43 protein-coding genes and 1 tRNA gene are annotated in these 24,804 nt (G+C 69.7%); 37 read left to right on the top strand and 7 right to left on the bottom strand.

Annotated elements, in window-relative coordinates; genetic code table 11:
• Positions 1-19: 19 nt before the first annotated feature.
• The gene (locus CSIV_RS05250; RefSeq protein WP_077050356.1) at positions 20-271 is read right to left on the bottom strand and encodes a hypothetical protein; all 252 of its coding nucleotides are present in this window, start codon (positions 269-271) and stop codon (positions 20-22) included.
• A gap of 135 nt (positions 272-406) precedes the next feature.
• On the opposite strand from CSIV_RS05250, the gene CSIV_RS05245 reads away from it, so the two are divergent.
• From CSIV_RS05245 to CSIV_RS05235, 3 genes are all read left to right on the top strand, one after another.
• On the top strand, positions 407-1,588 hold the full coding sequence (locus CSIV_RS05245; protein WP_077050355.1) for a sensor histidine kinase: 1,182 nt from the start codon (positions 407-409) through the stop codon (positions 1,586-1,588).
• 150 nt (positions 1,589-1,738) lie between these two features.
• Positions 1,739-2,242: an SRPBCC family protein gene (locus CSIV_RS05240; RefSeq protein WP_077050354.1), complete on the top strand. Its 504-nt coding sequence runs from the start codon at positions 1,739-1,741 to the stop codon at positions 2,240-2,242.
• The gene (locus tag CSIV_RS05235) at positions 2,239-3,714 is read left to right on the top strand and encodes a phytoene desaturase family protein (RefSeq protein ID WP_077050353.1); all 1,476 of its coding nucleotides are present in this window, start codon (positions 2,239-2,241) and stop codon (positions 3,712-3,714) included. Before CSIV_RS05240 ends, CSIV_RS05235 begins: the two co-directional genes overlap by 4 nt.
• Before the next feature lie 51 nt (positions 3,715-3,765).
• Here CSIV_RS05235 and CSIV_RS18315 read toward each other — a convergent pair whose 3' ends face one another.
• The 3 genes from CSIV_RS18315 to CSIV_RS05225 all read right to left on the bottom strand — a co-directional run bounded on the left by CSIV_RS18315 (position 3,766) and on the right by CSIV_RS05225 (position 4,856).
• Positions 3,766-3,927, bottom strand: coding sequence for a hypothetical protein (locus CSIV_RS18315; protein ID WP_160897473.1), 162 nt, complete (start codon positions 3,925-3,927; stop codon positions 3,766-3,768).
• Between the two features lie 216 nt (positions 3,928-4,143).
• Entirely contained in the window at positions 4,144-4,473 is a 330-nt protein-coding gene (locus CSIV_RS05230) for a hypothetical protein (RefSeq protein WP_077050352.1), read from the bottom strand.
• A 14-nt stretch (positions 4,474-4,487) separates the two neighbouring features.
• Complete coding sequence (locus tag CSIV_RS05225) at positions 4,488-4,856, bottom strand: DUF7882 family protein (RefSeq protein WP_077050351.1); 369 nt, start codon at positions 4,854-4,856, stop codon at positions 4,488-4,490.
• A 115-nt stretch (positions 4,857-4,971) separates the two neighbouring features.
• Here CSIV_RS05225 and CSIV_RS05220 point away from each other — a divergent pair, with 115 nt between their 5' ends.
• From CSIV_RS05220 to CSIV_RS05200, 5 genes are all read left to right on the top strand, one after another.
• On the top strand, positions 4,972-5,526 hold the full coding sequence (locus CSIV_RS05220; RefSeq protein WP_083734996.1) for a MarR family transcriptional regulator: 555 nt from the start codon (positions 4,972-4,974) through the stop codon (positions 5,524-5,526).
• A gap of 38 nt (positions 5,527-5,564) precedes the next feature.
• On the top strand, positions 5,565-5,702 hold the full coding sequence (locus CSIV_RS18310; RefSeq protein WP_175627569.1) for a hypothetical protein: 138 nt from the start codon (positions 5,565-5,567) through the stop codon (positions 5,700-5,702).
• A gap of 74 nt (positions 5,703-5,776) precedes the next feature.
• Positions 5,777-6,130 (top strand): hypothetical protein, encoded by a 354-nt coding sequence (locus CSIV_RS05210; RefSeq protein ID WP_238592334.1) that lies wholly within the window; start codon positions 5,777-5,779, stop codon positions 6,128-6,130.
• Positions 6,131-6,175: 45 nt separating this feature from the next.
• Positions 6,176-6,808, top strand: a complete 633-nt coding sequence (locus tag CSIV_RS05205; RefSeq protein WP_077050348.1) for a hypothetical protein — start codon at positions 6,176-6,178, stop codon at positions 6,806-6,808.
• 248 nt (positions 6,809-7,056) lie between these two features.
• Positions 7,057-9,504 (top strand): bifunctional lysylphosphatidylglycerol flippase/synthetase MprF, encoded by a 2,448-nt coding sequence (locus CSIV_RS05200; protein WP_077050347.1) that lies wholly within the window; start codon positions 7,057-7,059, stop codon positions 9,502-9,504.
• 10 nt (positions 9,505-9,514) lie between these two features.
• Here CSIV_RS05200 and CSIV_RS05195 read toward each other — a convergent pair whose 3' ends face one another.
• Positions 9,515-9,907 carry a DUF5684 domain-containing protein gene (locus CSIV_RS05195; RefSeq protein WP_175627568.1) on the bottom strand — a complete coding sequence of 131 codons (393 nt, stop codon included), beginning with the start codon at positions 9,905-9,907 and terminating at the stop codon, positions 9,515-9,517.
• 93 nt (positions 9,908-10,000) lie between these two features.
• On the opposite strand from CSIV_RS05195, the gene CSIV_RS05190 reads away from it, so the two are divergent.
• The 3 genes from CSIV_RS05190 (at position 10,001) to CSIV_RS05185 (ending at position 10,826) form a co-directional block, all read left to right on the top strand.
• Complete coding sequence (locus CSIV_RS05190; RefSeq protein WP_077050346.1) at positions 10,001-10,441, top strand: hypothetical protein; 441 nt, start codon at positions 10,001-10,003, stop codon at positions 10,439-10,441.
• 84 nt (positions 10,442-10,525) lie between these two features.
• Entirely contained in the window at positions 10,526-10,699 is a 174-nt protein-coding gene (locus tag CSIV_RS18305) for a hypothetical protein (RefSeq protein WP_160897472.1), read from the top strand.
• A 54-nt stretch (positions 10,700-10,753) separates the two neighbouring features.
• Positions 10,754-10,826: transfer RNA gene (locus CSIV_RS05185), tRNA-Arg, on the top strand.
• A 112-nt stretch (positions 10,827-10,938) separates the two neighbouring features.
• Here the strand turns inward: CSIV_RS05185 and CSIV_RS05180 are convergent.
• Both CSIV_RS05180 and CSIV_RS05175 read right to left on the bottom strand, forming a co-directional pair.
• Entirely contained in the window at positions 10,939-11,388 is a 450-nt protein-coding gene (locus CSIV_RS05180) for an ImmA/IrrE family metallo-endopeptidase (RefSeq protein WP_077050345.1), read from the bottom strand.
• Between the two features lie 9 nt (positions 11,389-11,397).
• Positions 11,398-11,814, bottom strand: coding sequence for a helix-turn-helix domain-containing protein (locus CSIV_RS05175; protein ID WP_077050344.1), 417 nt, complete (start codon positions 11,812-11,814; stop codon positions 11,398-11,400).
• A 93-nt stretch (positions 11,815-11,907) separates the two neighbouring features.
• Here CSIV_RS05175 and CSIV_RS18300 point away from each other — a divergent pair, with 93 nt between their 5' ends.
• The 26 genes from CSIV_RS18300 (at position 11,908) to CSIV_RS05060 (ending at position 24,778) form a co-directional block, all read left to right on the top strand.
• Positions 11,908-12,081, top strand: coding sequence for a hypothetical protein (locus tag CSIV_RS18300; RefSeq protein WP_175627567.1), 174 nt, complete (start codon positions 11,908-11,910; stop codon positions 12,079-12,081).
• Positions 12,078-12,290, top strand: coding sequence for a hypothetical protein (locus CSIV_RS05170; protein ID WP_077050343.1), 213 nt, complete (start codon positions 12,078-12,080; stop codon positions 12,288-12,290). Before CSIV_RS18300 ends, CSIV_RS05170 begins: the two co-directional genes overlap by 4 nt.
• 11 nt (positions 12,291-12,301) lie before the next feature.
• Positions 12,302-13,078 (top strand): BRO family protein, encoded by a 777-nt coding sequence (locus CSIV_RS05165; protein WP_175627566.1) that lies wholly within the window; start codon positions 12,302-12,304, stop codon positions 13,076-13,078.
• Positions 13,075-13,581, top strand: a complete 507-nt coding sequence (locus CSIV_RS05160) for a hypothetical protein (protein ID WP_139340604.1) — start codon at positions 13,075-13,077, stop codon at positions 13,579-13,581. The genes CSIV_RS05165 and CSIV_RS05160 overlap by 4 nt, the downstream gene beginning before the upstream one ends.
• Positions 13,582-13,673: 92 nt before the next feature.
• A complete protein-coding gene (locus CSIV_RS18295) occupies positions 13,674-13,850 on the top strand; it encodes a hypothetical protein (RefSeq protein ID WP_175627565.1) in 177 nt (58 codons plus the stop codon).
• Positions 13,847-13,999: a hypothetical protein gene (locus tag CSIV_RS18290; RefSeq protein ID WP_175627564.1), complete on the top strand. Its 153-nt coding sequence runs from the start codon at positions 13,847-13,849 to the stop codon at positions 13,997-13,999. The genes CSIV_RS18295 and CSIV_RS18290 overlap by 4 nt, the downstream gene beginning before the upstream one ends.
• A complete protein-coding gene (locus CSIV_RS05155; RefSeq protein ID WP_077050340.1) occupies positions 13,996-14,649 on the top strand; it encodes a hypothetical protein in 654 nt (217 codons plus the stop codon). Before CSIV_RS18290 ends, CSIV_RS05155 begins: the two co-directional genes overlap by 4 nt.
• A gap of 202 nt (positions 14,650-14,851) precedes the next feature.
• Positions 14,852-15,262, top strand: coding sequence for a RusA family crossover junction endodeoxyribonuclease (locus tag CSIV_RS05145; protein ID WP_077050338.1), 411 nt, complete (start codon positions 14,852-14,854; stop codon positions 15,260-15,262).
• Positions 15,259-16,083 (top strand): HNH endonuclease signature motif containing protein, encoded by an 825-nt coding sequence (locus tag CSIV_RS05140; protein ID WP_077050337.1) that lies wholly within the window; start codon positions 15,259-15,261, stop codon positions 16,081-16,083. Before CSIV_RS05145 ends, CSIV_RS05140 begins: the two co-directional genes overlap by 4 nt.
• On the top strand, positions 16,083-16,946 hold the full coding sequence (locus CSIV_RS05135) for a hypothetical protein (RefSeq protein WP_077050336.1): 864 nt from the start codon (positions 16,083-16,085) through the stop codon (positions 16,944-16,946). The genes CSIV_RS05140 and CSIV_RS05135 overlap by 1 nt, the downstream gene beginning before the upstream one ends.
• A complete protein-coding gene (locus CSIV_RS05130; RefSeq protein WP_077050335.1) occupies positions 16,943-17,902 on the top strand; it encodes a RecT family recombinase in 960 nt (319 codons plus the stop codon). The genes CSIV_RS05135 and CSIV_RS05130 overlap by 4 nt, the downstream gene beginning before the upstream one ends.
• Positions 17,899-18,465 carry a hypothetical protein gene (locus tag CSIV_RS05125; RefSeq protein WP_077050334.1) on the top strand — a complete coding sequence of 189 codons (567 nt, stop codon included), beginning with the start codon at positions 17,899-17,901 and terminating at the stop codon, positions 18,463-18,465. Before CSIV_RS05130 ends, CSIV_RS05125 begins: the two co-directional genes overlap by 4 nt.
• Positions 18,466-18,665: 200 nt before the next feature.
• Positions 18,666-18,815 carry a hypothetical protein gene (locus CSIV_RS18285; protein ID WP_175627563.1) on the top strand — a complete coding sequence of 50 codons (150 nt, stop codon included), beginning with the start codon at positions 18,666-18,668 and terminating at the stop codon, positions 18,813-18,815.
• Complete coding sequence (locus CSIV_RS18280; protein WP_175627562.1) at positions 18,812-18,985, top strand: hypothetical protein; 174 nt, start codon at positions 18,812-18,814, stop codon at positions 18,983-18,985. The genes CSIV_RS18285 and CSIV_RS18280 overlap by 4 nt, the downstream gene beginning before the upstream one ends.
• Complete coding sequence (locus tag CSIV_RS05115) at positions 18,982-19,452, top strand: hypothetical protein (RefSeq protein ID WP_077050332.1); 471 nt, start codon at positions 18,982-18,984, stop codon at positions 19,450-19,452. The genes CSIV_RS18280 and CSIV_RS05115 overlap by 4 nt, the downstream gene beginning before the upstream one ends.
• Positions 19,452-19,895 (top strand): hypothetical protein, encoded by a 444-nt coding sequence (locus CSIV_RS18275; protein ID WP_077050331.1) that lies wholly within the window; start codon positions 19,452-19,454, stop codon positions 19,893-19,895. Before CSIV_RS05115 ends, CSIV_RS18275 begins: the two co-directional genes overlap by 1 nt.
• Before the next feature lie 65 nt (positions 19,896-19,960).
• Entirely contained in the window at positions 19,961-20,326 is a 366-nt protein-coding gene (locus tag CSIV_RS18270; RefSeq protein WP_175627561.1) for a GIY-YIG nuclease family protein, read from the top strand.
• Complete coding sequence (locus CSIV_RS05100; RefSeq protein ID WP_077050329.1) at positions 20,323-21,126, top strand: MarR family transcriptional regulator; 804 nt, start codon at positions 20,323-20,325, stop codon at positions 21,124-21,126. Before CSIV_RS18270 ends, CSIV_RS05100 begins: the two co-directional genes overlap by 4 nt.
• A complete protein-coding gene (locus tag CSIV_RS05095) occupies positions 21,123-21,446 on the top strand; it encodes a hypothetical protein (RefSeq protein ID WP_077050328.1) in 324 nt (107 codons plus the stop codon). The genes CSIV_RS05100 and CSIV_RS05095 overlap by 4 nt, the downstream gene beginning before the upstream one ends.
• Positions 21,443-22,705: a DnaB-like helicase N-terminal domain-containing protein gene (locus tag CSIV_RS05090; RefSeq protein ID WP_077050327.1), complete on the top strand. Its 1,263-nt coding sequence runs from the start codon at positions 21,443-21,445 to the stop codon at positions 22,703-22,705. The genes CSIV_RS05095 and CSIV_RS05090 overlap by 4 nt, the downstream gene beginning before the upstream one ends.
• Positions 22,706-22,722: 17 nt before the next feature.
• Positions 22,723-22,944 carry a hypothetical protein gene (locus CSIV_RS05085; RefSeq protein ID WP_077050326.1) on the top strand — a complete coding sequence of 74 codons (222 nt, stop codon included), beginning with the start codon at positions 22,723-22,725 and terminating at the stop codon, positions 22,942-22,944.
• Complete coding sequence (locus CSIV_RS05080; protein ID WP_077050325.1) at positions 22,941-23,267, top strand: hypothetical protein; 327 nt, start codon at positions 22,941-22,943, stop codon at positions 23,265-23,267. The genes CSIV_RS05085 and CSIV_RS05080 overlap by 4 nt, the downstream gene beginning before the upstream one ends.
• Positions 23,264-23,686, top strand: coding sequence for a hypothetical protein (locus tag CSIV_RS18265; protein WP_077050324.1), 423 nt, complete (start codon positions 23,264-23,266; stop codon positions 23,684-23,686). Before CSIV_RS05080 ends, CSIV_RS18265 begins: the two co-directional genes overlap by 4 nt.
• Complete coding sequence (locus tag CSIV_RS05070; RefSeq protein WP_077050323.1) at positions 23,683-23,973, top strand: glutaredoxin family protein; 291 nt, start codon at positions 23,683-23,685, stop codon at positions 23,971-23,973. The genes CSIV_RS18265 and CSIV_RS05070 overlap by 4 nt, the downstream gene beginning before the upstream one ends.
• Positions 23,974-24,143: 170 nt before the next feature.
• Positions 24,144-24,425: a WhiB family transcriptional regulator gene (locus tag CSIV_RS05065; RefSeq protein ID WP_274519541.1), complete on the top strand. Its 282-nt coding sequence runs from the start codon at positions 24,144-24,146 to the stop codon at positions 24,423-24,425.
• The gene (locus CSIV_RS05060; RefSeq protein ID WP_077050322.1) at positions 24,422-24,778 is read left to right on the top strand and encodes a hypothetical protein; all 357 of its coding nucleotides are present in this window, start codon (positions 24,422-24,424) and stop codon (positions 24,776-24,778) included. Before CSIV_RS05065 ends, CSIV_RS05060 begins: the two co-directional genes overlap by 4 nt.
• The last annotated feature ends 26 nt before the right edge of the window (positions 24,779-24,804 follow it).

Here is a 24,804-nt window from a genome sequence, read left to right as displayed (position 1 = left end):
TCGTCCGGTCGCGGCGACCTCAGTCGGGACGACCGCCCGGGTCGACGGCATCCACCATGTCCTGTTCGACGTCGTTGTCCGCCTCGAGCTCGGCGGTCCCCGTCGGCCCGTCGACCTCGTCGGCGCCGGAGGGGTCGGGGGAGGGCTCGGGCGGGAGAGGCACCATCGGCTCGTCCGGGGCCGGGGCCAGGGGTTCTGCCGGGAAGTCGGGCGACGGTTCCCCCGGGATGGTGGGGAGGTCCGGCGTGCCGGGGGCGGTGGGCGGGTCCATGGGTTCAGGCGTGGGGAGAGACATGGGACCAGGGTTCGCGGTGTGCGCGTGTCCCGCGAGGGCCTACCGATCCGCGGCGCCAGGGTGTAGCGGCCGGGATAGGCTCGTTCGGGGAGCCGATCGCAAGGGGATGCCGTGTCCACAGCCCACGAGGTGACGCGCCGCGAAGCCATCGACCAGTACCGCATCGTGGGGGCGCTGCCCGAACCGGATCTCCAGGGGCTGGTCGAGTTGGCGGCGACCATCTGCGGCGTGTCGACCGCCGTCATCAACATCATCGACGACCGCGCCCAGCACCAGGTCGCCGCCGTGGGGGTGCAGGCGGCATCCTGTTCCGTCGAGGACTCGATGTGCGCCGCGGTGCTCGTCGACCCGGGTCGCGTGGTCGTACCCGATGCGCGCGAAGACCCGCGGTTCCGCGACAACGCGTTCGTCACCGGCGTGATCGCATCCGTGCGCTTCTACGCGTCCAGTCCGCTCATCACCCCGTCGGGCGTGGCGATCGGCACGCTGTGCGTGTTCGACGACGAGGTCGGCGACCTGACGGATGCCGACGCGCGCGCGCTCGACCTGCTGGCGCACCAGGTCATCGACGTCCTCGAGCTCCGGCGCCTCACGCGTGGTCTCGCGGAGTCGAACACGCGGCTCGAGCAGTTCGCGACCCAGGTGAGCCACGATCTGCGCAACCCGCTGACCGCGCTGTCGGGATTCCTGGAGCTCGCGGCGGACAGCCCCGAGATGATCGACGCCCCGCGAGCGTCGCGCTCTCTCGCCCGCGCCGAGGCCGCGGCCTCGAGGATGACCTCGATGGTGACCGATCTGCTCGACTTCGCCCGCATGGGGGGAGCGCGACCGCACTTCGGCAGCGTCGACGTCGGCGAGATCGTCGACGAGGTGCTGGAGGACCTGGACGGTGCGGTGGTGGGTGCGGGCGCCGAGGTCGTCGTCGACGCGTCGACGCTCATCCGCGCCGACGACACGCTTCTGCGCGTCCTCCTGCAGAACCTCATCGCGAACGCCGTGAAATTCACGGTCGCGGCGGGCCGCGAGCCGCGCGTCTTCGTCACCGTGCAGGAGCTGCCGGACGGGTGGCGCCTGCTGGTGGACGACAACGGCGACGCGGTCGACCCGGCGCTCCGCGACCGCATGTTCGAGCCGATGCAGCGCGGACACGACGCGGAGGTCCCGGGGTTGGGTATCGGGTTGGCGACCTGCCGGCGGATCGCGCACGCCCACGGCGGACACATCGGACTCGACCGGTCACCCGCCGGGGGGACGCGGGCCTGGGTCGTGCTCCCTTCCGACGTCGCGGCCTGACCGGCGGGCCGGGTGCGCCTAATGGTCGCGGTGCGCCCGCGCAACCACCGTGACCGGCGGGGGCGGCGACCCGTAGCGTTGTCGGCATCCGGTCGGGAGTCCGGGCCCCGGCCGAACACCCCCCGGCCGACGACCAGGAGGTGCTCCCCGATGGCCCGTAACGTGCGACTGCTGCACTGCACGCCCGACGACGTCTTCCGTGTGCTCGCGAACGGGTGGCTGTATCCGCTGTGGGTGGTCGGGGCGTCGCGCATGCGCGACGTGTCGGACGAGTGGCCGAACGAGGGGGCGGAACTCCACCACTCCTTCGGCTCGTGGCCGGCACTCGTCAACGACACGACGGTGATGCGCGTCTGGGATCCGCCTCGACGCGCGGTGCTCGAGCCGCACGGCGGGCCGATCGGCGTCGCGCGCGTGGCCGTCGACGTCAAGCTGCGCGGCGATGCGTGCGTCGTCCGACTCCAGGAGGAGCCCGTGACCGGGCCCACCACGCTCCTCCCCGACGTGGTGTTCGACGCCATCACGCGCTGGCGCAACGCCGAGACCCTGCACCGTCTCGCCTACCTCGCCGAGGGTGGCGCGCCGGGGACCGCCGGGGGAGCGGCCGCCATCGGCCACGCCTCCACCGCCGAGAAGGAACCGGTCCGGCGATGAGCGAGCGATACGACGCGATCGTGGTCGGATCGGGGCCCAACGGCCTCGCGGCCGCCGTCACCCTGGCGCGGTCCGGTCTGTCGGTGGCCCTGTACGAGCGGCAGACGTCGCTCGGCGGCGCGTCGTCGACCGGCGAGCTCACGCTGCCCGGCTTCCATCACGACCTCGGATCGGCGGTGCACCCGCTCGCTCTCGAGTCGTGGTTCTTCCGCGAGTTCGGTCTGGAGCGACGCGTGCCGTTGGTCGTCCCGGAGGTCTCGTTCGCCCACCCGCTGGACGGCGGGCGAGCGGGCCTCGCCTACCGTGACCTGGACCGCGCGGCGGAGGCCATCGGCCGCGACGGGGCGGCCTACGCCCGCCTCATGGGACCGCTCGTCGCGCACCTCCGCGGAGTCGCCGACTTCACCGGCAACGCTCTGCTCCGCATCCCGGGCGATCCCCTCGCGGCCTTCCTCTTCGCCATCCGCTCGCTCGAACAGGGTGGGCCGTGGTGGAACGCGCGATTCCGCGAGGAGGTCGCGCCCGCGCTGATCTCCGGGGTGTCCGCGCACTCGATCCTCGCGCAGCCGAGCCTCCCGGCCGGCGGTGCCGGCCTGGTGCTGCAGACCTACGCGCACGGCCGCGGATGGCCGATCCCCGTCGGGGGCAGCCAGGCGATCGCCGACGCCATGATCGCCGACCTCCGTGCGCATGGCGGTGTCGTGCACACGGGCGTCGACATCACCGACCTCCGTCAGCTTCCGGCCGCGCGGGCGGTTCTCCTGGACATCACGCCGCGCGCCCTGGTGGGCCTCGCCGGAGAACGGATGCCGGCCGGCTACCGCCGCGCGCTCGAGCGATTCCGCTACGGCGGGGGAGTGGCGAAGATCGACTTCGCCCTGTCGGAACCCGTGCCGTGGGCCGACCCGGACGTCGCGCTGGCGGGAACGGTGCATGTCGGCGGGACGCGATCGGAGATCGCCGCCGCGGAGAACGCGGTCGTGCGGGGGGAGCTCCCGGACGCCCCGTACGTTCTGGTGTCGCAGCCCTCGCTGTTCGACTCGACGCGTGCGCCCGAGGGGCGCCACGTGCTGTGGGCGTACACGCACGTGCCGGCCGGCAGCACGGCCGACCGCGAGGCGGCGGTCGTCGCTCAGATCGAGCGCTTCGCGCCGGGCTTCCGCGACACGATCCTCGCGACGTCCTCGCGCACCGCCGTCGACATCGCGTCGTGGAACCCCAACTTCCCGGGCGGCGACATCTCGGCCGGTGCGCCGTCGCTGCTGCAGCTGGTCGGCCGTCCCGTGTACAGCCCCGAACCGTGGCGCACTCCGATTCCGGGGGTCTACCTGTGCTCGTCCTCGACGAGCCCCGGCCCCGGTGTGCACGGCCTCGCCGGGTGGCAGGCGGCGCTCAGTGCGCTCCGCCACGAGTTCGGCACGCGCCTGCGCCCCGACCTCGCCCCGCGCCCCGACCAGCTCGCACCCGCCTAGGCGGGCGCGAGCGGAGGCTGTGCTCGCGCGGCGGGGTCGCGCGCCGGCGGGTCAGCCGATCTCGCCCGTGGGCGAGGCGTCGGTGTCCGCCGCGTCGTCGGCGTCGTGCTGGGCCGCGGCGCCCTCTTCCGGCGATTCCGATCCGGCGCCGGAGGATCCTGTGTCGGGCGCGGCGTCGTCCTCGGGACGATCGGATGCGGTGTGGTCGGTCATGGTGACTCCCCTCGTCAGCGCCGGAGTTCGGCGACTCGCGCGACGGTGCCACACGTGCGGCGCGGTGTCCAGGGGGTGGTGGAGCAGAGGTCGCGCGTGGCGTCGCGACCGGGTCGCATCAGATGGGGGAGACGCCGTAGCGTTCCGCGAACTCGGCGCGAGCGGCATCCTCGACGTCGTCGGCCTCGTCGCGGAGGTCGACGATCGGTGCGGCGCTCACAGGTACGGCGCGAGCGCGCCGGCGGTGAGGGCGAAGGCGAGCGCGGCGCTGCCGGCGGCGGTGGCCAGGACGACGGTGGCGCGCTCGGCGCGGAGCCGTCGCGCCGTGTTGACCGGGTCGGTGGTCGATCGCAGCGACGCCTTGGCGCCGTCGAGCGTGTCATAGCGACCGATCGGGACACCGTGAGCGTCCCGCGAGACGAACCCCCCGGACACGCTGTCCACACACCCGAAGTACTCGCCGCCGCGGTGAGCGACCCAGAAGCCGGAGTCGACCTTGGCCCAGAGAACCCGCACGCCCGTGCGCGGGGCGACGACTGTCGTCATGGGTGTCTCCATCCTCAGGCCGCCGTTCGCAGTGTCGAGCGGCGGGGCGCGGGGGCGGGGGTGCGCACCGGCGCGGCCGCCGCGGGGATCTCGGCGTCGAGGGCGACCATGAGGCCGGCCGAGGAGTTGGCCATGTCGGCCATGTCCTTGAGCGTCTGCGCGTTCAGCTGCTCCGGTTCCGCGCTGTCGAAGACGAAGCGCAGGGGGATGGCCGGCTGCAGCCACAGGGTGGAACGACCGGGGGCGCCGTCGACGTGGGTCCAGCTCAGGGTGAAGCTCTCGCTGCGACGGAGCTTGGTGGCGACGACCACCTTGAGGTGCGACAGGAGGCGATCCGGGATCCGGATGGGCTCGGGCGTCGTGCCGTAGTAGAGGTGACCCATGGGGGACTCCCTTCGTTGGTTTAGCTGCATGAAGAACATACTCGCTTAGTAACTAGTTTGTCGAACTATTTGTTTCGATGTACTATGACGGGATCGACAGCAAGGGGCGTACACCATGACGGACATGCGTGCGGTGTCGCAGAGCCTCTCTCCTGGCGGAGACCGTGACTCGGGCACCTACTGGTACGGAGGCGAGCCCGCCGACCGCCGGGTTCGGAGCAAGGCCGTGCTCGAGGCGCTGCGCGTCTACCGGGCGGCGGAACTCGCGATGCGTCGGCGCACGCGCGAGTCGATGTCGATGGGTGAGAACGAACTCCTCGTCCTGCGCTATCTGCTGCGAGAGCCCGGCCGCCGGGTGCGTCCCGGCGAACTCACTCGCTACCTCGGCCTCTCCACCGCGTCGACGACGGCGATCCTCGACCGCCTCGAGCGATCGGGTCACATCACGCGGACGGCCAATCCCGACGACCGTCGCAGCATCTTCATCCAGGCGACCGACCGCGCCCATGCCGAGGTGCGTCAGACCCTCGGCAACATGCACGACCGTATGCTCTCGGCCGTGATCGACATGTCGGCCGAAGAGTCCGCGGTCGTCGTGGACTTCCTGCACCGTATGAGCGACGCGGTCGACGGGGTCGCTGTCGACGCCGGATCCGCAGCTGCGCCGTGATCTACGTGCTCGTCGGCGGACCGCGCGACGGACAGCACGTGGATGACCTCCCACGCGGATACCGCCTCAGTCTCGACGAACCGGCTCCCGAGCGGTTCGCCGAGTTCGACACCGTGCGTGCGGTGTGGTTCGAGCTCGATTCCGCGATGTTCCGCTCCGCGCAGCGGCGCGACTGACAGGTGCGTATCCCACTCGCCGCGCCTCGCGCAACCCGCCTCCACGCGGCGACGCGAACGGCGACGCTGGACGCATGAGATGTGTGACCTACGCCGGCGAGACCGTGATCACCACCGACGATGTGGCGTCGTCCCTCGTGGAGCTGACCGCCGCGGTGGCGAAGGAGGGGCAGGCCGAGGCCGTCAGCATCCCCATCGTCACGGACGACAAGAAGGTCGCGCAGGCGGAACTCGTCATCGGGGTCGGCAACGACGTGTTGTCCGCTCCGGTGGAATGGGCGGGCGAGGAGCCCGACTTCGCGGCGTGGTCGGAGGATCTCCGTAACCACCGGCTGTTCCCGCGGTCGGCGCTGCGCGCGGTGGAGCCGGTCTCATCGGACGAGGACGAACCCGTGGACTGGGACTTCGACCAGCCCACGCAGGCCTGACGCACGCCGCGAACGGTCCCCGACGCTCCCCGTAGGGTGGAGGGCATGGGGAAGCGGAGCGCGTCGTGGCGCGTCGGGGGAATCCTGCTCGGGGTGTGCGGTGTCCTGCGCCTCGGGGGCGCGCAGATGGCCGGCTCGCCGGTGCTGACCCAGACCCTGATCGATGTCGCGTGGGCCCTCGGCATCCTGGTGTTCGCCTTCGGGTTCCGCAGGGCCGGGAGCGTCGTCGCGCGGCGGCCACTGGGACTGACCGCTCTGATCGTGCTGGCCCTCGCGCCGCTCGTCGTGAACCTCTCCTACAACCTCGCTCCGGTGCAGGTCATGTCGTCCGAGCCGTCGACCGGGTGGCTGGCCCTTGCCGTGAGCTGGACGGGATCGGCGGTGTCCATCGCCGCCGGTCTGATCGCAGCGACCCAGATCGCGCGCCTGGGCGCCGTGCCTGCGCGCTGGCGCTGGGCCCCGATGTGGGCGCTCGGAATCAGCGTGGGCGGTGCCGTGCTCGTGCAGGTCGTGTGGGTGGCGCTTCGCGCCGCGGGTGCCGACCAGGGGGTCCTCGTGGCGGTGGGGATGATCGGGTGGGTCAGCGCCCTCGCGCCCACGCTCGGGCTCGGCGTCGTCGCGCTTCTGGCCGCCGCGACCGATCGCGCGCCGGGCGTCGAGGTGTTCCGCTCCTCCTGACGCTCCCGTCGACAGGCCCCCGCCGCTCAGCGGGGGCGGATACACCCCGGGGTGGATGACGCCCGCCCGGTGCCGAAGAGACGATGAGTCGTCCGGTCGTCTCCCGCGATCGACGCTCATCCGATCGGAGCCCCATGCCGCCGACCGCCGTCGCCTCACCACCGCCCGTCATCGCGACGCCCTCGACGTCCCGCGCGTCGGCGTCCTCTCCCGCCGGCGCGCCGCCCTCTCCGCGACGGATCATCCGGATGCCACGGGCCAGTGCCGCGCTCGCGGCCGTCATCCTGCTGGTCAGTCTGGTGCAGTTCCGCGGCAGCGTCCTGCTCGGAGACGGGCCGTTCGACGTCCGGGAGTTGGTGCGGAGTCTGTTCACGGTCGACCAGCCGGTGCTGCTGCCGGTCGTGCTGGTCGCCGTCCTCGTCGGTGGAGGTGTCGCTGAGCGTGTCCTGGGGGCCCGTCGTCTGCTCGTGGCCTTCGTGGGCGGCGGTCTGGCGACGTCCGTGGTGGGGTTGCTGATCGGCGCCGTCGAGAGCGCTGTCCTTCCGGGCCTGCCGCTGAACTCGGAGGTGTTCACGGGAGCGCCTCCGATCGCGGCGCTCCTGGTCGTCGCGATGACCGCGAGCGGCTTCGTCGGCGCGCTGTGGCGCCGGCGCGTGCGGTGGGCCAGCGCCGTGATCGCCCTCACCCTGTTCCTGTACGCGGCGTCGGCGAGCGACCTGTACACGCTCCTCGCCCTCCCGGTCGGCCTCGCGCTGGGCCTCCTCCTCGGCGGTCGCCCGGTCACGCTGCGCGTCCACCGCAGCTCGCACCACGAGACGCGCGTCCTTCTGGCCGCGCTGACCGCGGTGACCGCCGTCGGCCCGGTGGTCGCGACGCTGTGGGGGAGCGGGGCGGGTCTGCTGTCCGTCTACGGGTGGCTGTCCTACGACCCGCTCACCGTGGTGGACGGACAGGTGTGCGTCGTGGGGTCGGAGCTCCTCGCGTGCTCCCCGGCGGGATGGTCGACCGGCCCGCTGCAGGCGAACGCCGGATGGATCGCCGCGCTCCCGCTGGCGGTGCTGCTCGTGGCATCCTGGGGCATCCTCCGTGGGCGCCGGGGCGCGCTGGGCATCGCGATCGCGGTGAACCTGCTGGTGTTCGCGGGAATGATGTACGTCTTCGCCGTCACCGAGCCCGACACGCTGGCGGCGCTCGCGGTCACTCGCGACGCGGATGCCGCGTCGGCGGTGTGGCAGATCCTGGTCGGGGTGGCGGTGGGCGCGCTCGTGCCGCTCGCGGTCGCGGTGACGCTCTTCGTCTTCCGCCGGGCCGCGCGGATCGGGTCCGCTCCCGGGGCACGGTCGTTGTTCCGGGGGACCGTCGGTCTCGCCGGTGTCGGCACCTTCGTCACGTCGCTCGTCGGGACGATGGCGTTCTCGCACCACTTCAGCCCTGAGCCCGGGGCCGGGGCCGTGCTCCGCGCCACCGTCCTGCGGCTGCTCCCTCCGTCGCTCCTGCCGAGCGAGTCGATCGCCTTCGTTCCCGTGACGGGGTGGGCGCAGGCGCTCTGGTACCTGCCGTCCGCGGTCTTCTGGGCCGTCTGCGTCGTCGCCTCCGTGCGGTTCGTCCTGAGCCCCGGGTCGGCGGCGCATGCGGGTGATCGCGCGCGGGCGCGCGCGGTGCTCGAGCGGGGCGGTGGCGGGGCGCTGTCGTTCATGACGACGTGGACCGGCAATGCCTACTGGTTCGCCCCCGGCGTCGACGCCGCGATCGCCTACCGCGTCCGCGGCCGTATCGCGGTGACGCTCGGCGGCGCGTTCGGCCGTGACCGCACCGAGCCGGGGGTCGCCCGCGCGTTCGTGGACTTCTGCGGCGAACGCGGCTGGACACCGGTCTTCTACAGCGTCGACGACGCCGAGAGCGCCACCCTCGACGAGCTCGGGTGGAGGAGGACCCAGGTGGCCGAGGAGGCCCGCCTCGACCCGGCGACCTGGACGCCCGCGGGCAAGAAGCGACAGGACGTGCGCACCGCCACCCACCGCGCCGCACGGGAGGGCGTGCGGGCGGAATGGACCCGGTGGTCCGAGCTCTCGTTCCGGGACCGGGCGCAGATCCGCGAGATCTCGGAGGCGTGGGTCGCGGACAAGACCATTCCCGAGATGGAGTTCACCCTCGGCGGCGTCGAGCAGATGACCGATCCCGCGGTCCGCCTCATGATCGCGCGCGACGCGCAGCACCGCGTGGTCGCGGTGACGAGTTGGATCCCCGTGTATGCGGCATCCCTCGTGCAGGGATATGCCCTGGACGTCATGCGTCGCCGGCACGACGCGATGAACGGCGTGATGGAGTTCGTCATCGGCGCCGTGGTCGAACGCCTTCGCGGCGAGGGGTGCGCCGTGCTGAGCCTGTCGGGTTCGCCCCTCGCTTTCCACCGGGGCGGGGCGGATGCCGAGTCGGATGCCGTCGAGCGCTTCCTCCGTCAGCTGAGCGTCCTGCTGGAGCCCGCGTACGGCTTCCGGTCGCTGGCGAACTTCAAGAAGAAGTTCCAGCCGGAGTTCGCCCCGATGTGGATGGTGTACCCCGACCCCGCGCAGCTCCCGGCCGTCGGACTCGCTCTGATGCGCTGCTACGCGCCCGGGCTGACCGTCGCCCGGGCGGCACGCCTGGCGGCGGGACTGCGCGCGTCAGCGCGCGAGAAGGCGGCGGCCGCCGGGTGATGCCGGGCGATCAGATGCGCTCGGGACGGTACTTGTCGTCGCTGAACCCGACGATGAGGTAGCCGATGACCCAGAACACCACCAGGAGGAAGAACGAGAAGAACCCGCCGTGGCCGAAGGCCCGCCCGAGGCGGATGGCGACGATGATGTGGAAGACGATGTTCACGATCGGGATCAGGTAGAGCAGCGACATCCAGCCCGAGAACCCGGCGATCTTCACGAGGAAGATCGCGTTGACGATCGGGATGATCGCGAGCCAGCCCGGGTATCCGGCCTTCGTGAAGATGCGCCACAGCGCGACGACCGCGAGGACGTAGATCGCCAGCCCGATGAGCGAGTTGGTGGTGTTCAGCGCGAAGATCGACGTCTGGTCGAAAATGGTGTTCGGCGAGGAGGTCAGCATGCCGCTCATCGTAGGGGCACGACCGCGTCCGCCGGGGTGCGGCGGAGGTTACGCTCGCGTCATGCCGATCACCGTCGACTCTCGGGGGATGCCATGACCCGCGACCGCAAGTTCGAATGGGGCGGGCTCAGCGCCGGGCGAGAGGACTTCGTCACGGCCGCCGAGGCACTGACGGCTCTCGAAGAACTGGTCGCGGAGTACGCCGACCTGTCTCCGGAGACGGGGCTGTCCGACGGAGAGGCGTTCGTGCGGCTTTCGGCGGGGCAACGGTGGGCGATCGTCTCGACCCCGGGCACCCGGTGGTTCTCGGTGCGTGTGGATTCCGGGCACCGAGCGCGCCTCGACGACGCCACCTCCACGCGCGCGGAGGCGGCGATGCTGCTGCGGACCTACGTCGCGGTCGGCGCGGCCTTCGTGCGCGGCGAGGCCGTGAGCGACGGCGACCGGCTGACCGTCACCGCCGCGGGGCGCCGCGTGTCGTTGGTCCGCCCGATCGCCGACCGACTCCACGGGTGGGTGCGCGGCGGGCGCTGAACGGTCTTCCACCGGTGGGTCAAGCCTCTGCGCCGGTGCGGCCGACCCTGCGACTCTGGGGATCCGTCTACGAAGGGAACGACCATGAGCGATCCGCAGAACACCGGCCCGGCCGACGACGCCGAAGACCTCGGCGACGACCAGACGGTGGCGCCCAGCCAGACGAACGACGTGGACGAGCAGTCGAAGGCGCCCTCCGGCGACGACCCGGACGCCGACCACCAGGCCACCGGCATCGGGGTCATCGGCGACGAGTGACCCCGTCTCCCCGGTCGGGGGCGCGTCTGCCACGATGCTAACCTTGACCGGTCCGCCTCCGTAGCTCAGGGGATAGAGCGTTGGTTTCCGGTACCAGAGGTCGCACGTTCGATTCGTGTCGGGGGCACAGCTAGAAGGGGCCGCGATCACCAGTCACGCACTGGGATCGCGGCCCCTTCTCTCGTTCTATCGATGATCCTCCGAGCGTTCTGGTGCAACCATCGGTGCAACCATCCCGATCAGACCGCCCACCACGCGGCATGCCGAAACTGCCCCTGACCCATCCGTGACGTCGAATACGCGGCGCCCCGGATCCGTGTCACCTGCGTCTCGACGAACACGCAGAGGAGCTTTTCGCTCACCCCGAGTTCCTCCGCGATCTCGTCCGGGTTCAGGCCGATCTGCTCGAGCCGCGCATACCGGGCCGGGTCGACCAGCAGCGCCGCCGCGTAGGCGTTCGCTTCGTCTTCGGCGGCCTGATTCCCCCGGCCGACATGCCCATGGAAGGCGTGTCCGAGTTCGTGCGCCAGAACGCAATCTCGCTCGATCGGGGGGAGGTCGAAGTCGTAGACCACGCGCCGGTGCTCGTGGTCGTAGAAGCCGCGATCGGGTGGAGCTACGTGGGCGACGTGGACGCTGACGCCTAGGCCGGCAGCGTGAGCAAGTAGTGCCCGCAAGGTCTCGCGCATGGGTTCCGTTCAGTCCTCGGTGCTCGGATCTGCCTCTTCGGTCTCGGTGTAAGCCGCATGCCGGCGGTCGGCCACCACGGGTCCGATGTAGGGGATCTCATCCTCGGGGTCGACCGTACGAGGGGGCTCCGACACCGATGCGACGAGCTTGCGCAATCCGTCCTCCGCGGTTCCTCCGCCGTTGAAATCCGCAAGCGCCATATCGACGATCTCGCGCGTCGGGATGTCGAGAACCGCGGCAATGCGAGCGAGCTCCGAGACTGTGGTCTCGTTCAGACCGTCTTCGCGTCGACGCAGATTCGAGAGGGGAATCGCCGTGCGCTGAGCGAGCACTTCGCGCGTCACACGTCGTCGAACGCGCGCCGACCGAATCGCGCTCCCAAGGGCAACGTCGAACGGGTGGGGGCTCTTCTTGTCGCGAGGCATGCACACCAGTCTAGGTATTTCGGTGTTCATCAGTGGGCATCAATTGCCCTCAGATGGTTGCAACGCCCACTGGTGGAGTGTTACCGTCCATCCATGGACACTTTCAGAAGAGCAGATGCTCCGATCTCCCCCTCGGCCGCCGGCCGTCAGGGCGACTCCGCACAGTCACTCCCCGGCGATGGGGACGTGTCGGTGCGAGAGGCCCTGACCGCCGGCGGCCTTCGTGGTCTGACCGTCGCCGACATGTTCCCGGGGGTGACGGCGTGAAGAACCCTCCCAAGCTCGAGAAGCTCGCGTACACCCTGCAGGAGTTCGCGGAGGCAGTGTCGCTGTCCGACGAGCAGATCCGGTACCACATCAAGCGGAACGAACTCGTGCCTCGCTACTCGGGCACGAAGCCGCTGATCACCGTGACGGAGGGCGAGCGGTTCCTGCGGTCGCTTCCGGAAGAGCGCGTGCAGGGGTTCAGATCATGACTGCCCTCGACGTGTTCCAGTACGGCGAACACCAGGTGCGCACCGTGCTCGTGGACGGCGAGCCCTGGTTCGTCCTCGCGGACCTGTGCCGCGTGCTCGAGATCGCGAACCCGTCCGGGGTCGCTGCCCGGCTCGACGAGGACGAGCGGAATACCCTACGGCTGACCGAGGGTAATCAGCGCGGCAACCCGAACGTGACGATCGTCAGCGAGCCGGGCATGTACCAGGTCGTCCTCCGCTCAGACCGTCCGGAGGCGAAGCAGTTCCGGTGGTGGCTGACGCACGACGTGCTCCCCACGATCCGCAAGACGGGCCGGTACGGGTCGGACGTGGACATGCTCGCTGCGTTGCCGCACGCGAGCGTGCTTCGGATGGCTGCGGATGCTGTGGAGGCTCGGGATGCTGCTCGGGCGCAGCTAGCGATCGTCGCTCCGAAGGCGCGTTCGTGGGATGTGCTCGCGAATGCGTCCGGCACGTACACCGTCTCGGAGGCCGGGAAGCTGCTCGCATCGGGTGGTGCCGCGACCGGACCACGGATCATTTTCGGCCAGCTGCACGAGGCCGGGTGGATCTTCCGCCGCGCCGGGGTGTGGACGGGCTATCAGGACAAGATCAACGCCGGTCTGCTGGTAGAGGTCGCGGGATCGCACCGTCACCCTCGTACCGCCGAGGAGGTCCTCGACGCCCCGCAGGTGCGAGTAACGGTCGATGGTCTCCATGCGCTGCGTGAGCTGCTTGGTGCGGCACCGGAAATTGTTGGGCTCGAGCTTGAGGCGGTGGCGTCGTGAACGACTTCACCGCATCCAATGGCATTACCGTGTGCCAGCAGCCTGCTGGGGGCTTCTACATCGGCGACACGTGCCGGGCGGAGAACGTTTACGCACAGGCGTTGCGTGAGTTCTTCCGGGCTGAGGAGGATGCCCGCCTGGGACGGTGGCGTGTCCCTGGTAGCCCGAACTGGACCTGCTACCCGACGGAGAACACGTACGAGGTCGTCGTCTTCAACGAGGACGAGCCGCAGTACGGGAGCTTCCGTCTGGACCGTGGGGGCGACACCTGGCCCTACGCGCGGGCAGCAGCCGAAGCGTATTTCGATGCTCACCCGGAGCCGAAGCCGTGGCACGACGCCAAGCCCGGCGAAGTGTGGGTGATCGTCACTCGCAACGTCGGCGACGAGCGTGCCGTGCAGGTGTACGGCGACGAGTTCTACTACAACGACGGCGTCGCCTACCCGATCACCTACGACGCGATCGAGTCCGCGCGCCGCATCTGGCCGGAGCCGGCCGTATGACGTCCGCCCGCTGATTCACCTGTAGATCCCCCCGATCTTCCCTGCCTGTTCTGGGCGTTATTCGTCGCGCCCGCTGTTCGAAGGAATCCCTCATGAGAGTTCGTTCTCACCCCATCCGCCGTGTGGTCGGTGGGTTGTCCGTGATCGCGGTTGCCGTGGTCCTCGCGCCGGCTGCTGCGGTGCCGGGGTTCAACGGTGCGGACCTGCTGGTCCTGCTGGCGCCGTTCGTGTTCCTGTTCGTGGTGCTGCCGAAGGGTGGCCGGTCGTGAACCCCGTGAAGGTGGACGATGTCCGCCGCGACGATGCCGTTACCGAGGTGGTGGAGTCTCCGGCACCGAAGGGTCTGATCTTCCTCGTCGGGGTTCTCGGGTTCCTGGTGGTCGTGGAGCTGGGTGTGGCCGTGGCGGTGACCCTGTGAGCGCCGTCGAGGACGTGCGTGACCGGATGGCGCAGGCGATGTGCGCAGTCGAGACGCGATCGAAGGCAGCGACGCTTGAGGAGGTTCAGGCGGGCATTCAGCGGTGGACGCGGCATCGGTACGAGGCTGAGCGGCTGATCGCTGAGCTGGCGGACTACGGCCTCATGGTGGCCCTGTCTTCCCCGCCCGCCGACGACGTACGCGAAGCACTGGACGACGTGATTCGGCGGCACTGGGTGGCAACCCCGGGCGAATTCCGGAAAGCACTTCTGTCCGATCCCCGGCTCGAGGTTCGCCTACGCGGGACGGTCACCGAAACCACCGACGCCGAGTTCTGGCGCACCCGCACGCGCGCCGCACTCACGGCCGCTGCCGTGGTCCACCCGCGCGGGACGGTCACCGAACCGTGCGAGTGGTGCCCTGAGCAGCACACCGGCTTCGCGGAGTGGCAGGGCGATGGGCTGGCGCTCCCGTCGTGTGGACGCGAAGGGCACGGCATGAACTACGAGCCCACGCGCTTCACCGAACCGACCGACGCGGAGAAGAACACTGCTTGGGAAGTGTTCTGGCGCAATCCCGAGATGGAAGAGGACGACCTGCGCGCCGCGTTCGATGCGGGCTATGACGCCGCTTGGGAGGCCCGGTCGTGAGCGCCGAGAGCGACGCCCGCACCCTCGCGGAACTGCGCGAACGTGGCGTCCGGAACCAGGCCGCTCGGTCTTCTCTCGTATGCGTAACCGCCGACGAGTTCGACCTGCTGCTCCGTATCGCGGATGAACGGGACCAGCTCGCTCGTGACATGTGTGAGGAGCAGCAGGGACGCGGACGCCGCCCCATCGGGGAGGTGCGGCCGTGAGCGGGGTGTTCTTCGTTGCGGGTGTCCCGCAGCCGCAGGGGTCGAAGACGGCGTACGTCCGTGGTGGGCGTGCGGTGATCGTCGACAAGAACCCGGCGCTGTTGAAGCCGTGGCGTGAGGCCGTGGCACAGGCGGCGGCGGCGACGTGGGTGCACCGACCTGCGCTGGCGGGTCCGGTGCGGGTGGAGGCGTCGTTCGTGCTCGCCCGGCCGGCGTCGGTGAAGCGGGAGTTCCCGCACGTCCGACCAGACCTGGACAAGCTGCTACGTGCCCTGCTCGACGGGATCACCGACTCGGGTGAGGTGTGGGGCGACGACTCGCAGGTCGTGCAGGTGCAGACGTCGAAGGTCTACGGCGAGGCGCCCGGCGTGCACGTCACCGTCACCCCGGTCGGGGGTGCGTCATGACCATCGTCCGTCTGCCGCTGGCCGAGCGCTTCGCCGAGATGTTCACGGTCGGCGCGCCCGACGAGTGCTGGGAGTGGGAAGGGCCTCGTCGACGCCGCGGCTACGGCGCAATCAGCGAAGGCGGGTCTAAGGGCCGGACGCTCATCGCGACGCACGTGGCGTGGGAGCTGGCGACGGGCTCGCCTGTCCCGCCGGGTCTCATCGTCCTGCACTCGTGTGACAACCCACCCTGTGTCAACCCCGCGCACCTCCGCGTCGGAACGCACGCGGACAACTCCGCGGACCGAGTCACGCGCGGCCGCCATGTTCGCGGCGCCGCTCACCCACGAAGCCGGTTGACCGAGTCGGACGCACTCTCGGTGCTCGAGCTCCTCGCCGCCGGCGTCCATCAGCGGACCATCGCGGCCCGCTTCCACATCTCGCAAAGCCTCGTGTCCGGCATCCGCTGTGGCACGCACTGGTCGCACCTCGAGCGACCCAACCACGAAGGGATCAGAGCGATGACCACTGAACTGAAGCCGACCGCGTTCAAGAACGGGGTGCCGAAGGCGGAACGCAACGGGATGTTCGGCAGTGAGGAGCGTCTCATCGACGCGGCGAAGGCGGGGGAGCGGATTACCGCGATCGTCACGTACGAGGTGCCGAAGGTGCTGCACGACGAGGTCGCGGACGAGAAGTACCCGATCGTCGCGCCGGTGCACATCGAGCCGTTGTTCGACGCGGATCGTGCGGAGGCGGCGCGTGCGCTGCAGGCGGCGGAGTACAAGGCGCGGACCGGTGAGGGCGCGCTCGACTTCGGCGACATGGAGGACGAGGACTGATGGGCGAGGCAACGCAGGACATGCTCGACGAGCTCGACGGCCGCGCCTCGGCGGCGACGATCGCCGGTGTCAGCGCTGGACGCTTCCGCCGCCGGAACTACGGCCGGAACCACGGCTACCTCCTCGACGGGCAGAAGATCATCTCCGTCACGAAGGTTCTCAGCCTCGGGCTGCCGAAGCCGGCGCTGATCAACTGGGCCGCTTCGGAGGCTGCGAAGGCAGCGTGGGAGCGGAAGGACGAGCTCGCCACGGCGAACTACTCGGACTTCATCCAGACGGTGTCGAGAGCGCACGAGCGCACCCGGAACACCGCTGCGGTGAAGGGCACCGCGGTCCACGCGTTCGGGCAGAAGCTCGCGCACGGGGAGCGTGTCGAGGGGATCCCCGACGAGGTCGCGAAGAAGGTCGACCGGTACGTCGACTTCTTGAACGAGTGGCAGGTCGTCCCGGTCGTCACGGAGGCCGCGATCTGCAACCTCGGAGTGCCGTACGGGGGGACGTTCGACCTGATCTTCACGTCCCCTCTGTTCCCCGGGCGGGTGTTCCTCGCGGACATCAAGACGTCGAAGGCGATCTACGGGGAGACGGCGCTGCAGCTCGAGGGCTACGCGCGTGCCGACTTCTACGTCGACGGCGCCGGGGGTGAGGTGCCGATGTCGTCCCTGGGGATCACGGATCACGTGGTGATCCATCTGGAGGAGGAGCGGTATCACGTGCTCGAGATGGAGCGCGGGGATGACGTGTGGTCGACGTTCCTCCACGCGGTCGGTGTCGCGAAGGCGATGGACGGGCCCCGGGGTGAGTCCGAGATGGACGCGCTCGTCATCGGCGAGATGTACCGACCCGGGGAGGCGTGGCTGTGAGCGCCGCGGTGGAGGTGCTGAACCCCGCGCAGGCGATCTCCCTGCCGACGACGGCCGACCCGGCGGGATGGACCGCAGACCAGAAGGCGCTGCTCGACTTCGCGGGGCTGGTGATCCGCAAGCGGAACGCCGACCCCGTGCCGGCGCCGCGGTCGACGGTCGTCGCGTTCCTGCAGCAGTGCGAGCGCACCGGGCTGGACCCGATCGCGCGTCAGATCTACGCGATCGAGCGCGGCGGGAAGTGGACCATCCAGGTGTCCATCGACGGGATGCGTCTCGTCGCGCAGCGCTCGGGCCTGTACCGCGGGCAGAGCAAGGCGCAGTGGACGGACGGGACGAAGGCGCGCACTCCGATGCGTGACATCGACGGGTCGATCGTCCGTGAGGGCGACGGGTCGATCGTCTGGGTCGAGGACTACCAGTGGTTCGACGTGTGGGTGGGACCGGGGCACCCCGTGGCCGCCCGCGTCACGGTGTACCGCGCGGACTTCGACGAGCCGCTGACGGCGGTCGCCCGCTGGGACACCTACAAGGTCGAGAACGACGAGTGGCAGAACGGGTCGAAGACCGGCCGGAAGACCCTCGGCGCCCAGTGGGAGAAGGGCGGCGACAACATGCTCGCGAAGTGTGCGGAGGCGCTGGCGCTGCGGAAGGCGTTCCCGATGGACCTGTCGGGTCTGTACGTGACGGAGGAGATGGAGCACCTCGACATCGAGTCGGCTCCTCGCGGGTCGCGTGGCAGCGCCTCGCCGACGCTGCAGCCCGGCACGCGGTCCGCTCAGCGTGACCCCCTCCCGGAACCTCAGGAGGGCGGGGAGAGCGCGGCAAATGAGCCGGTGACGCCGGAGGTGACGCTCTACGACTGCGTGCAGTGCGGCCAGCCGGGAGCTACCGACCCGAACGGTGGGATCTGCCCGTCGTGCGAGGACGAGATCGAAGCGGAGGCCGGGCGATGAGCGGGCGACTGTTCCTGTTCCTCGACCTCGAGACCACGGGTCTGGATGCCGGGTCCGACTCGATCATCGAGGCGGCGTGGGCGTTCACCGACGAGGCGTTCAACGTGATCGGCACGCCGCGGTCGTTCCTCGTCGAGCCGAAGACGTGGGGTGACCTGTTCGCCGCGGTCCGCGACGACGTGTTCCTGCGGGACATGCACACGAAGAGCGGGCTGCTGTCCGCGATGACGTACGGGACCCCGGTGCACATCCACCGTGTCGTCGATGTCCTCGCGGCCGACATTGACGAGCTCCCGGACCACGATTCGCTGCACCTCGCGGGGTTCAGCGTCCACTTCGACCGGGGCTTCCTCGACGCTGCCGGGTTCGAGGCGGCGCTCGAGCGGATCCACCACCGGCACCTGGACCTGTCCGCGGTGAAGATGCTGTTCGACGCGGTCGGTGTGCCGTACTCGAAGCCGGTGAATCCGAATCCGCATCGTGCCCGGTCGGACGTGTTCGAGTCGATCGAGCAGGCGCGCCTGTTCGCGGTGCAGCTCGCGCCCGTGGTGGTGCCGTCGTGAACGCTCTGACCGCATCGCTCGACGACGCGTCCGTCGATTACGCGTACGGTCCGCGGGTCGTCTCGGATGCGGACGGGGCACGGACCGCGTTCGAAGCGGGCGCTCACTGAGCGTTGCATCACGTCGACTGGCGGGTCCTCGCCGGTTCGGTACCCGGTCGGATCTTCGTCGGCCGGATGCGCCTCGGCGATCGAGTGAGCGTGTCCGACGTGGAGGGCCGCGTCGTCGAGATCGCCGGCGATCAGGGTCGCGTCCGCTTCACCGTCGAGACCGACGCGGGCAAGCGGATCAAGTACCAGCGCCCGGAGATGGAGGCCGTCCTGGTCCTCGATGTAAGGCGAGACGGGTGAACGGGTGGGCGGCGGGGTTCGCCCAGTACCTGCGGTCGTACGAGGTGCGGCTGCACCGGCGGACGGACACGTTCGGCGGGGTGCTGTGGCCGGAGAAGTGGTCGGGGCTGGTCAGCCCGGACCGGCAGTTGCAGATCGCGCTTGAAGCGCGGAAGGGGAAGACGGCATGACCGATCTCGCTGAGGTGGAGACGCTGACATGGCCGAACGGTGAGGTCGTCGACGTCGAGTCCATCGAGGGTTACACCGAGGACGCCCGTGTGATCGCGCACCCCCTGGATGACGCGGTCATCCGCACTCCGGACTGGGTGATCGGTCAGCTCGTCGAGGTGTCACGGTGGGCAGCTCGGATGCCGAAGGTCACAGCGATGGCGGAGGCATTGAAGCGAGAGCGGAAGCGTGAGCTGGACGAGGCGCGGGCTCAGGCGGTGCTCGATGTCGCTGGGCATCCTTCGCGGGAGCACAGTGCGCGAGTCACGCTGGCTGTCGTCGAAGAGCGGCGCGCGTACGACCGTGCGACCGTCGCGGCGGAGGAGGCGCGCAGGGTCGGCAACCTCCTCGCGGATTACACCGGTCGCCTGCAGTCGATCGGGAAGCAGGTCGAACTGACCTACCGCGCCGAGATGGGGCGGTCCTGATGGCCGCGCCGACGCCGCGGGTCCGCGGTCAGGTGCTCCTGCGGGACGGGTCGCAGTGCGTGTCATGCACGACCCGGACGTCACCGCTGGAGATGCAGCACCGGCAGCGGGTCGGCATGGGTGGGGACAAGCGCCGCCCGGCGCCGCACGAGCTCGCGACAGCGTGCTCGACCTGCAACCGCCGGTTCGAGCGCGACCTCCAGACGCGGGCGCTCGTCTTCGGCTGGAAGGTCCGCGCGTGGGTGAAGGACCCGGGGCTCGTGCCGCTGTTCAACGCGGCGCGCGGCCAGTGGTGCCTGCTCACGTCGACGGGCGGGTTCATCCCCATCACCGCGGATGCCGCGTACGCGCGGATGCGGGAGGTCTACGGCCCCGAGTGGGACCAGTGGGCGGAAGAGATCGGGCTGCTGTCGGCAGCCACAACGAGAGGAACGCACGAATGAGTGGTGGACGATTCGGGGAGAACGGCATCGGCTGGTGCCGCGGCTTCGACCGTCGTGACTACATCATGGTCGCGATCGACTTGATCGACAGCGACTTCGACATGGCCGCCGCTCTGCGTGAGGCGCAGCGCGTGCGTGACCTGCCCGACGAGCCGATCCCGGCTGACATTCCCAACGATCGGCTCGTGGCACGCGCCCGCCGCTGCGCTGTCTACCGGTTCTTCGACGAAGACGGTCGGCTGCTGTACGTCGGTAAGGCGATCGACCCGGACGCCAGGCGCAAGCAGCATGAGAAGCGGATCTGGTGGAGCGACGTCCACCGGCAGGAAGTCGAGTGGTTCGCGAATGAGCGACTCGCGCTCGACGCGGAGGACACCGCGATCCGCGATGAGAATCCCGTCTACAACCGCGTCGGCGGTGGTCGTTCATGAGCGTCAAGGTGTCGAGCTGGGTATGGCACGGTGACGAGACGGCAGACCTGTCGGGCAACGACATGATCCTGATGCTCGCGTTGGCCGACGTCGCCGATGACATGGGTCGCTGCCGGTTCATGACCGACGACGACGACCTCACCTACTCGGGTCTCGCCCGGAAGGCGCGTGTCGATCGGAGCACCGCGATCCGGGTGATCGCTCGGCTTCGGGCTCGGGGTCTGGTCGAGCAGGTGAAGGGGTCGCGGGCGAGGCCGAACGAGTTCGCGATCGTCGTCCCGTGGCGCAAGGGTGGCGATTTGCCACCTGTCGAAAAGGTGGCATCAGCGACGCGAAAGGTGGCATCCGAGCCGTCGAAAGGTGGCATCAGCGACGACCACTCCTCTTATAGACGTATAGACGTAACAGACGTAACAACGTCGGACGTCGTCGACGTCCTCCCGACGTCTGAGAGTGAAGTCGTTCGGCTGAGCAACATGCTCGCCGACGCTGTCCGCGCGAACGGCCACAAGGTCAGTGTCGTCGGCCAGACGTGGTGGTCGGCATGCGACCGGCTGATGCGTCTCGACGGGTACTCCGCCGAGCAGATCGAGTGGATGATCCGCTGGTCGACGTCGGACGAGTTCTGGTCGGCGAACATCCGGTCGATGTCCACCCTGCGAGACAAGTTCTCGACCCTCGTCGCTCAGGCGAAGCGGAAAGCCTCCCGGGCGCCGGCGCCGGCGGAGCGCGCGGCCTCGGTGATCGAGCTAGGTCGTCGGCTGCAGGCTGAGGACGAAGCCGCGGGGCGTGCGTCGTGAACGTCACGGAGACGGGCACGCTCCTCGCTGAGGTGCAGGTCATTGACAACCGCCGGGTCGACGAGGCGACGCTGCGGTACTGGCACGGGCTGATCGGTGACCTCGGCTACGCGGAGGCGTCCGAGGCGGTCGTAATGCACCGCCGTGAGCGTCCCGGCGTGTATCTCGAGCCGGGGCACGTGCGCGCGAACGTCGACCGGATCCGTGCCGCGCTGGCCGCACCGACGGATGAGTTCGGCAACGCGCTGCCAGTGGACGGTGCGGCGCTCGACGCCCAGCGCCGACTCGCTGCGCGGGCTACGCGGGCGGTGACCGCGTGAGCGAGTTCGACGAGATGCCGCCGGAGGATCCGTACGCCGACGGGCCCGCCCATGTAGATCCGGGTCTGCTCGCGGAGCAGTCGGTGCTCGGCGGGATGATGCTTTCTCCGAAGGCGTGCGCCGAGGTGCTGACGATGCTGCGGCCGGGGGACTTCAACGTCCCCAAGCACGAGTTGATCTTCGACGCGATCACCGAACTGCACCGGCGTGGTGAGCCGGTCGACGTGATCTCCGTCTCCGATGAGCTGATCAAGACGGGTGAGGTGTCCCGTGCCGGCGGCGCCGACTACGTGCACCTGCTCACGTCGGTCGTCCCGACTGCGGCGAGCTCTGGCTACTACGCCGCGATCGTGAAGGATGCGTCGACCGTGCGCGGGTTGACGGAGATCGGGCACCGCCTGCAGGTCGGGGGAGGGGAGCCGGGTGTCCGCCTGGCTTCCGCTCTGAACGAGCTTCACGAGCTCCGCGACCGTGCTGCGGTTGGCGCTGAGGACGCCCACGTCCGCTGGTTGCAGGACGTGCTCGACGTGCCCGAGGAGGACGACGCGTACGACTGGGTGATCCCCGGGGTGCTCGAGCGGCAGGACCGGCTGATGCTGTCGGCCGCGGAGGGTGTCGGGAAGTCGACGTTCATGCGGCAGTTCGCGGTTCTCTCGGCGGCTGGCATTCACCCGTTCGCGTTCAAGCCGATGAAGCCGACTCGGGTGCTGGTGGTCGATGCGGAGAACAGCGAGCGGCAGTGGCGGCGCGCGACTCGCGACCTCGCGCAGCGCGCGCTGGAACGAGGTGTGCGGGATCCGCGGGGGAACGTCGCGCTCCATTGCGTGAACGTCATGGACCTGACCACGGCATCCGACCTCGGCCGGGTGCACAAGTGGATGGACGAGGCGCAGCCCGACCTCCTCGTGCTCGGACCGCTCTACCGCATGGCGCGAGGGTCGTTGAACAACGACGACGACGTGCAGCCGGTGCTCCGTGCGCTGGACAGCCTGCGGGAGCGGGACGTGGCGATGCTCATCGAGGTCCACGCCGGCCATGCCCGGTCGACGTCGGGGGAGCGCGAGCTGCGGCCCCGTGGGTCCTCGGCACTTCTCGGGTGGCCGGAGTTCGGTCTGGGTCTTCGTCGCGACAAGGACGGGTTCGTGAACGGGCGGGCGCACTACTCGCTCGTGAGGTGGCGCGGTGACCGCGACGCCCGATCGTGGCCGCGTCTGGTGCGCGGTCAGCAGTGGCCGTGGGAACCGGCCGGCGAGTTCTAGGAGAGGGATCAGGGGATATGGGAACGAACACGAGGCGCACGCAGGTCGACGCGATCGACGACCTCACCGCGCAACTCCGGTTGGCGAACCACATCGCTGCTCTGTCGCTTGGCGCGAGTGCGCTGGAGCACGACAGCACGGAGTACAAGAACCCGGCGACGCAGATCCGCGCCGACCGCCGCAATGCCGTCCGTGCCTTTGTGCGCGCCGGGATCGACATCGAGGAGACGAAGGAATGACCGAACGAATCGACCACGCCACCGAGGCTCTTCGCCTCGCCGACCTCAGCCAGCACCCGAACACCGGTGATCCGGCGGTCGGCGCGCTGTACATCGGAGCGGCTCAGATACACGCGACGCTCGCCCTCGTCGAGCAGCAGCGCATCGCCAACCTCATCGCCATGTCCCAGCCCCAGCCGTTCAAGAACGGCGGCACGATCGCGCTCTGGGTGTTCAACCCGGAGACCGGTGCACTGCGCGCTGACGTCTCGGAAGGTCTGGGGCTCGAACAGTCCGAGGCTTTCGTCGCGACCCCCGTCTACTCCGGGGAGGCGTCCGCATGATCCTCCAGGAGTCGAAGACGGTTCCGATCGCTGAGGCGGATTGGACGGATGACGGGGAGGTGGAACTGCTCACGTTCCCCACCCCGGACGGTCACTGCACCCACATGCTGCCTGAGACGGCGCGTGCGCTCGCACAGCAGCTCATCCAGGCCGCGGCGGATGCGGAGAAGGCTGCGGGGGAATCGGGCGTGCAGCGGGCGCACAGGACCGCACAACACGCGTTCGACATCGACCAGCGGGTCGATGCCCTCGGCCGTCAAGTTGAGGAATCCATCTCGAACGTGCTCAGTCACAACTGGCGATGGAGCGAGCAGATCGGAGATCCCGTGTGCTCGCGCTGCGGGACCCGGGCGACGAGCAACGCGGTTCGGGTGTCCGCCTGCCCTGGCCCGCTCGAAGCACCGGGGGTGCGGTCATGAGCGCCGTGATCGTGTGGACGAAGCCCGCCTGCCAGCAGTGCCGCATGGTGAAGTTCCGTCTCGAAGCCGCGGGCGTCGAGTACGAGGAACGCGACCTCACCGCACCCGAGGCAGCAAAGGACCTGGAGCACTTCCGGGGGCTGGGGTTCTCGTCGGCGCCGATCACGGAGTTCGGTCAGATCGCGGTGCCGGGGTTCATGCCGTCCGAGGTGGACCGGGTGATCGCCGCATGGCGCGCCGCCAACGCCACCTCCAGCCCGGACAGCCGGTCCCATGAGCGCACGTGACCACGGAGTCATCCCGGGTGTGCGCGCCCGGTGCCCCTGGCCGCGGCTACTGCGGCCGGAAGACCACGAAACCCGCCGACTGGCCCGACGTTCACTGCGAGGACTGTCAGGCCGCGTATCGAGCAGATCAAGCAGCAGGAGAAACAGACCGATGGACCAGATTGATCCCTGTGACCCACGTGCACCCGCACGTGCAATGGTCCGGCACCGCATCCCTCATCACCCCCGAACCGTGGATGCAGGACAGCCTTTGCGCCCAGGTCGACGCCGACCTGTTCTTCCCCGAGAAAGGCCACGGCGACCGGGCCGTCGCGGCGAAGCAGGTCTGCAACGACTGCCCCGTCATCGCCGACTGCCTCGGCTACGCCCTCCGCACCGGCCAACGGTACGGCGTGTGGGGTGGCCAGTCCGAACGAGAACTGCGGAAGCTGCGGAAGGCGGCACGAGCATGAACACCACCGAGCAGCCGATCATCCTCGCCGGCGTCACCGACAGCGGGACCCGGTACGTGCAGTTCTGGACCGAGTCGGAGAAGATCGCGGGCCGCGACGTCGCGTTCTGCCGGGCGGAGATGCTCGACGGCGACGCGTACGCCCCGAACTGGCTCACGATCAAGCGCAGCTGCCCGCCCGCGTGGGTAGAGCACGTCCTGGCGCTGTTCCCGGTGTTCTTCACCGGCGGCGACGTGCAGCCGACGCACACCGTCACGTGGCTCCACTCCGTGCCCACATTCCACCCGATCGCGCAGACGCCTGTGGATGGTGGCCTGCTCGACCTCCTCGACCTCGAAGGACCCGCAGCATGAGCGCGGTGATCGAGGCTCAGCATCCG

This window comes from Microbacterium sp. CSI-V (genome assembly GCF_001984105.1).
Taxonomy (GTDB): domain Bacteria; phylum Actinomycetota; class Actinomycetes; order Actinomycetales; family Microbacteriaceae; genus Microbacterium.
This window is presented reverse-complemented; position numbering and strand designations above follow the sequence as displayed.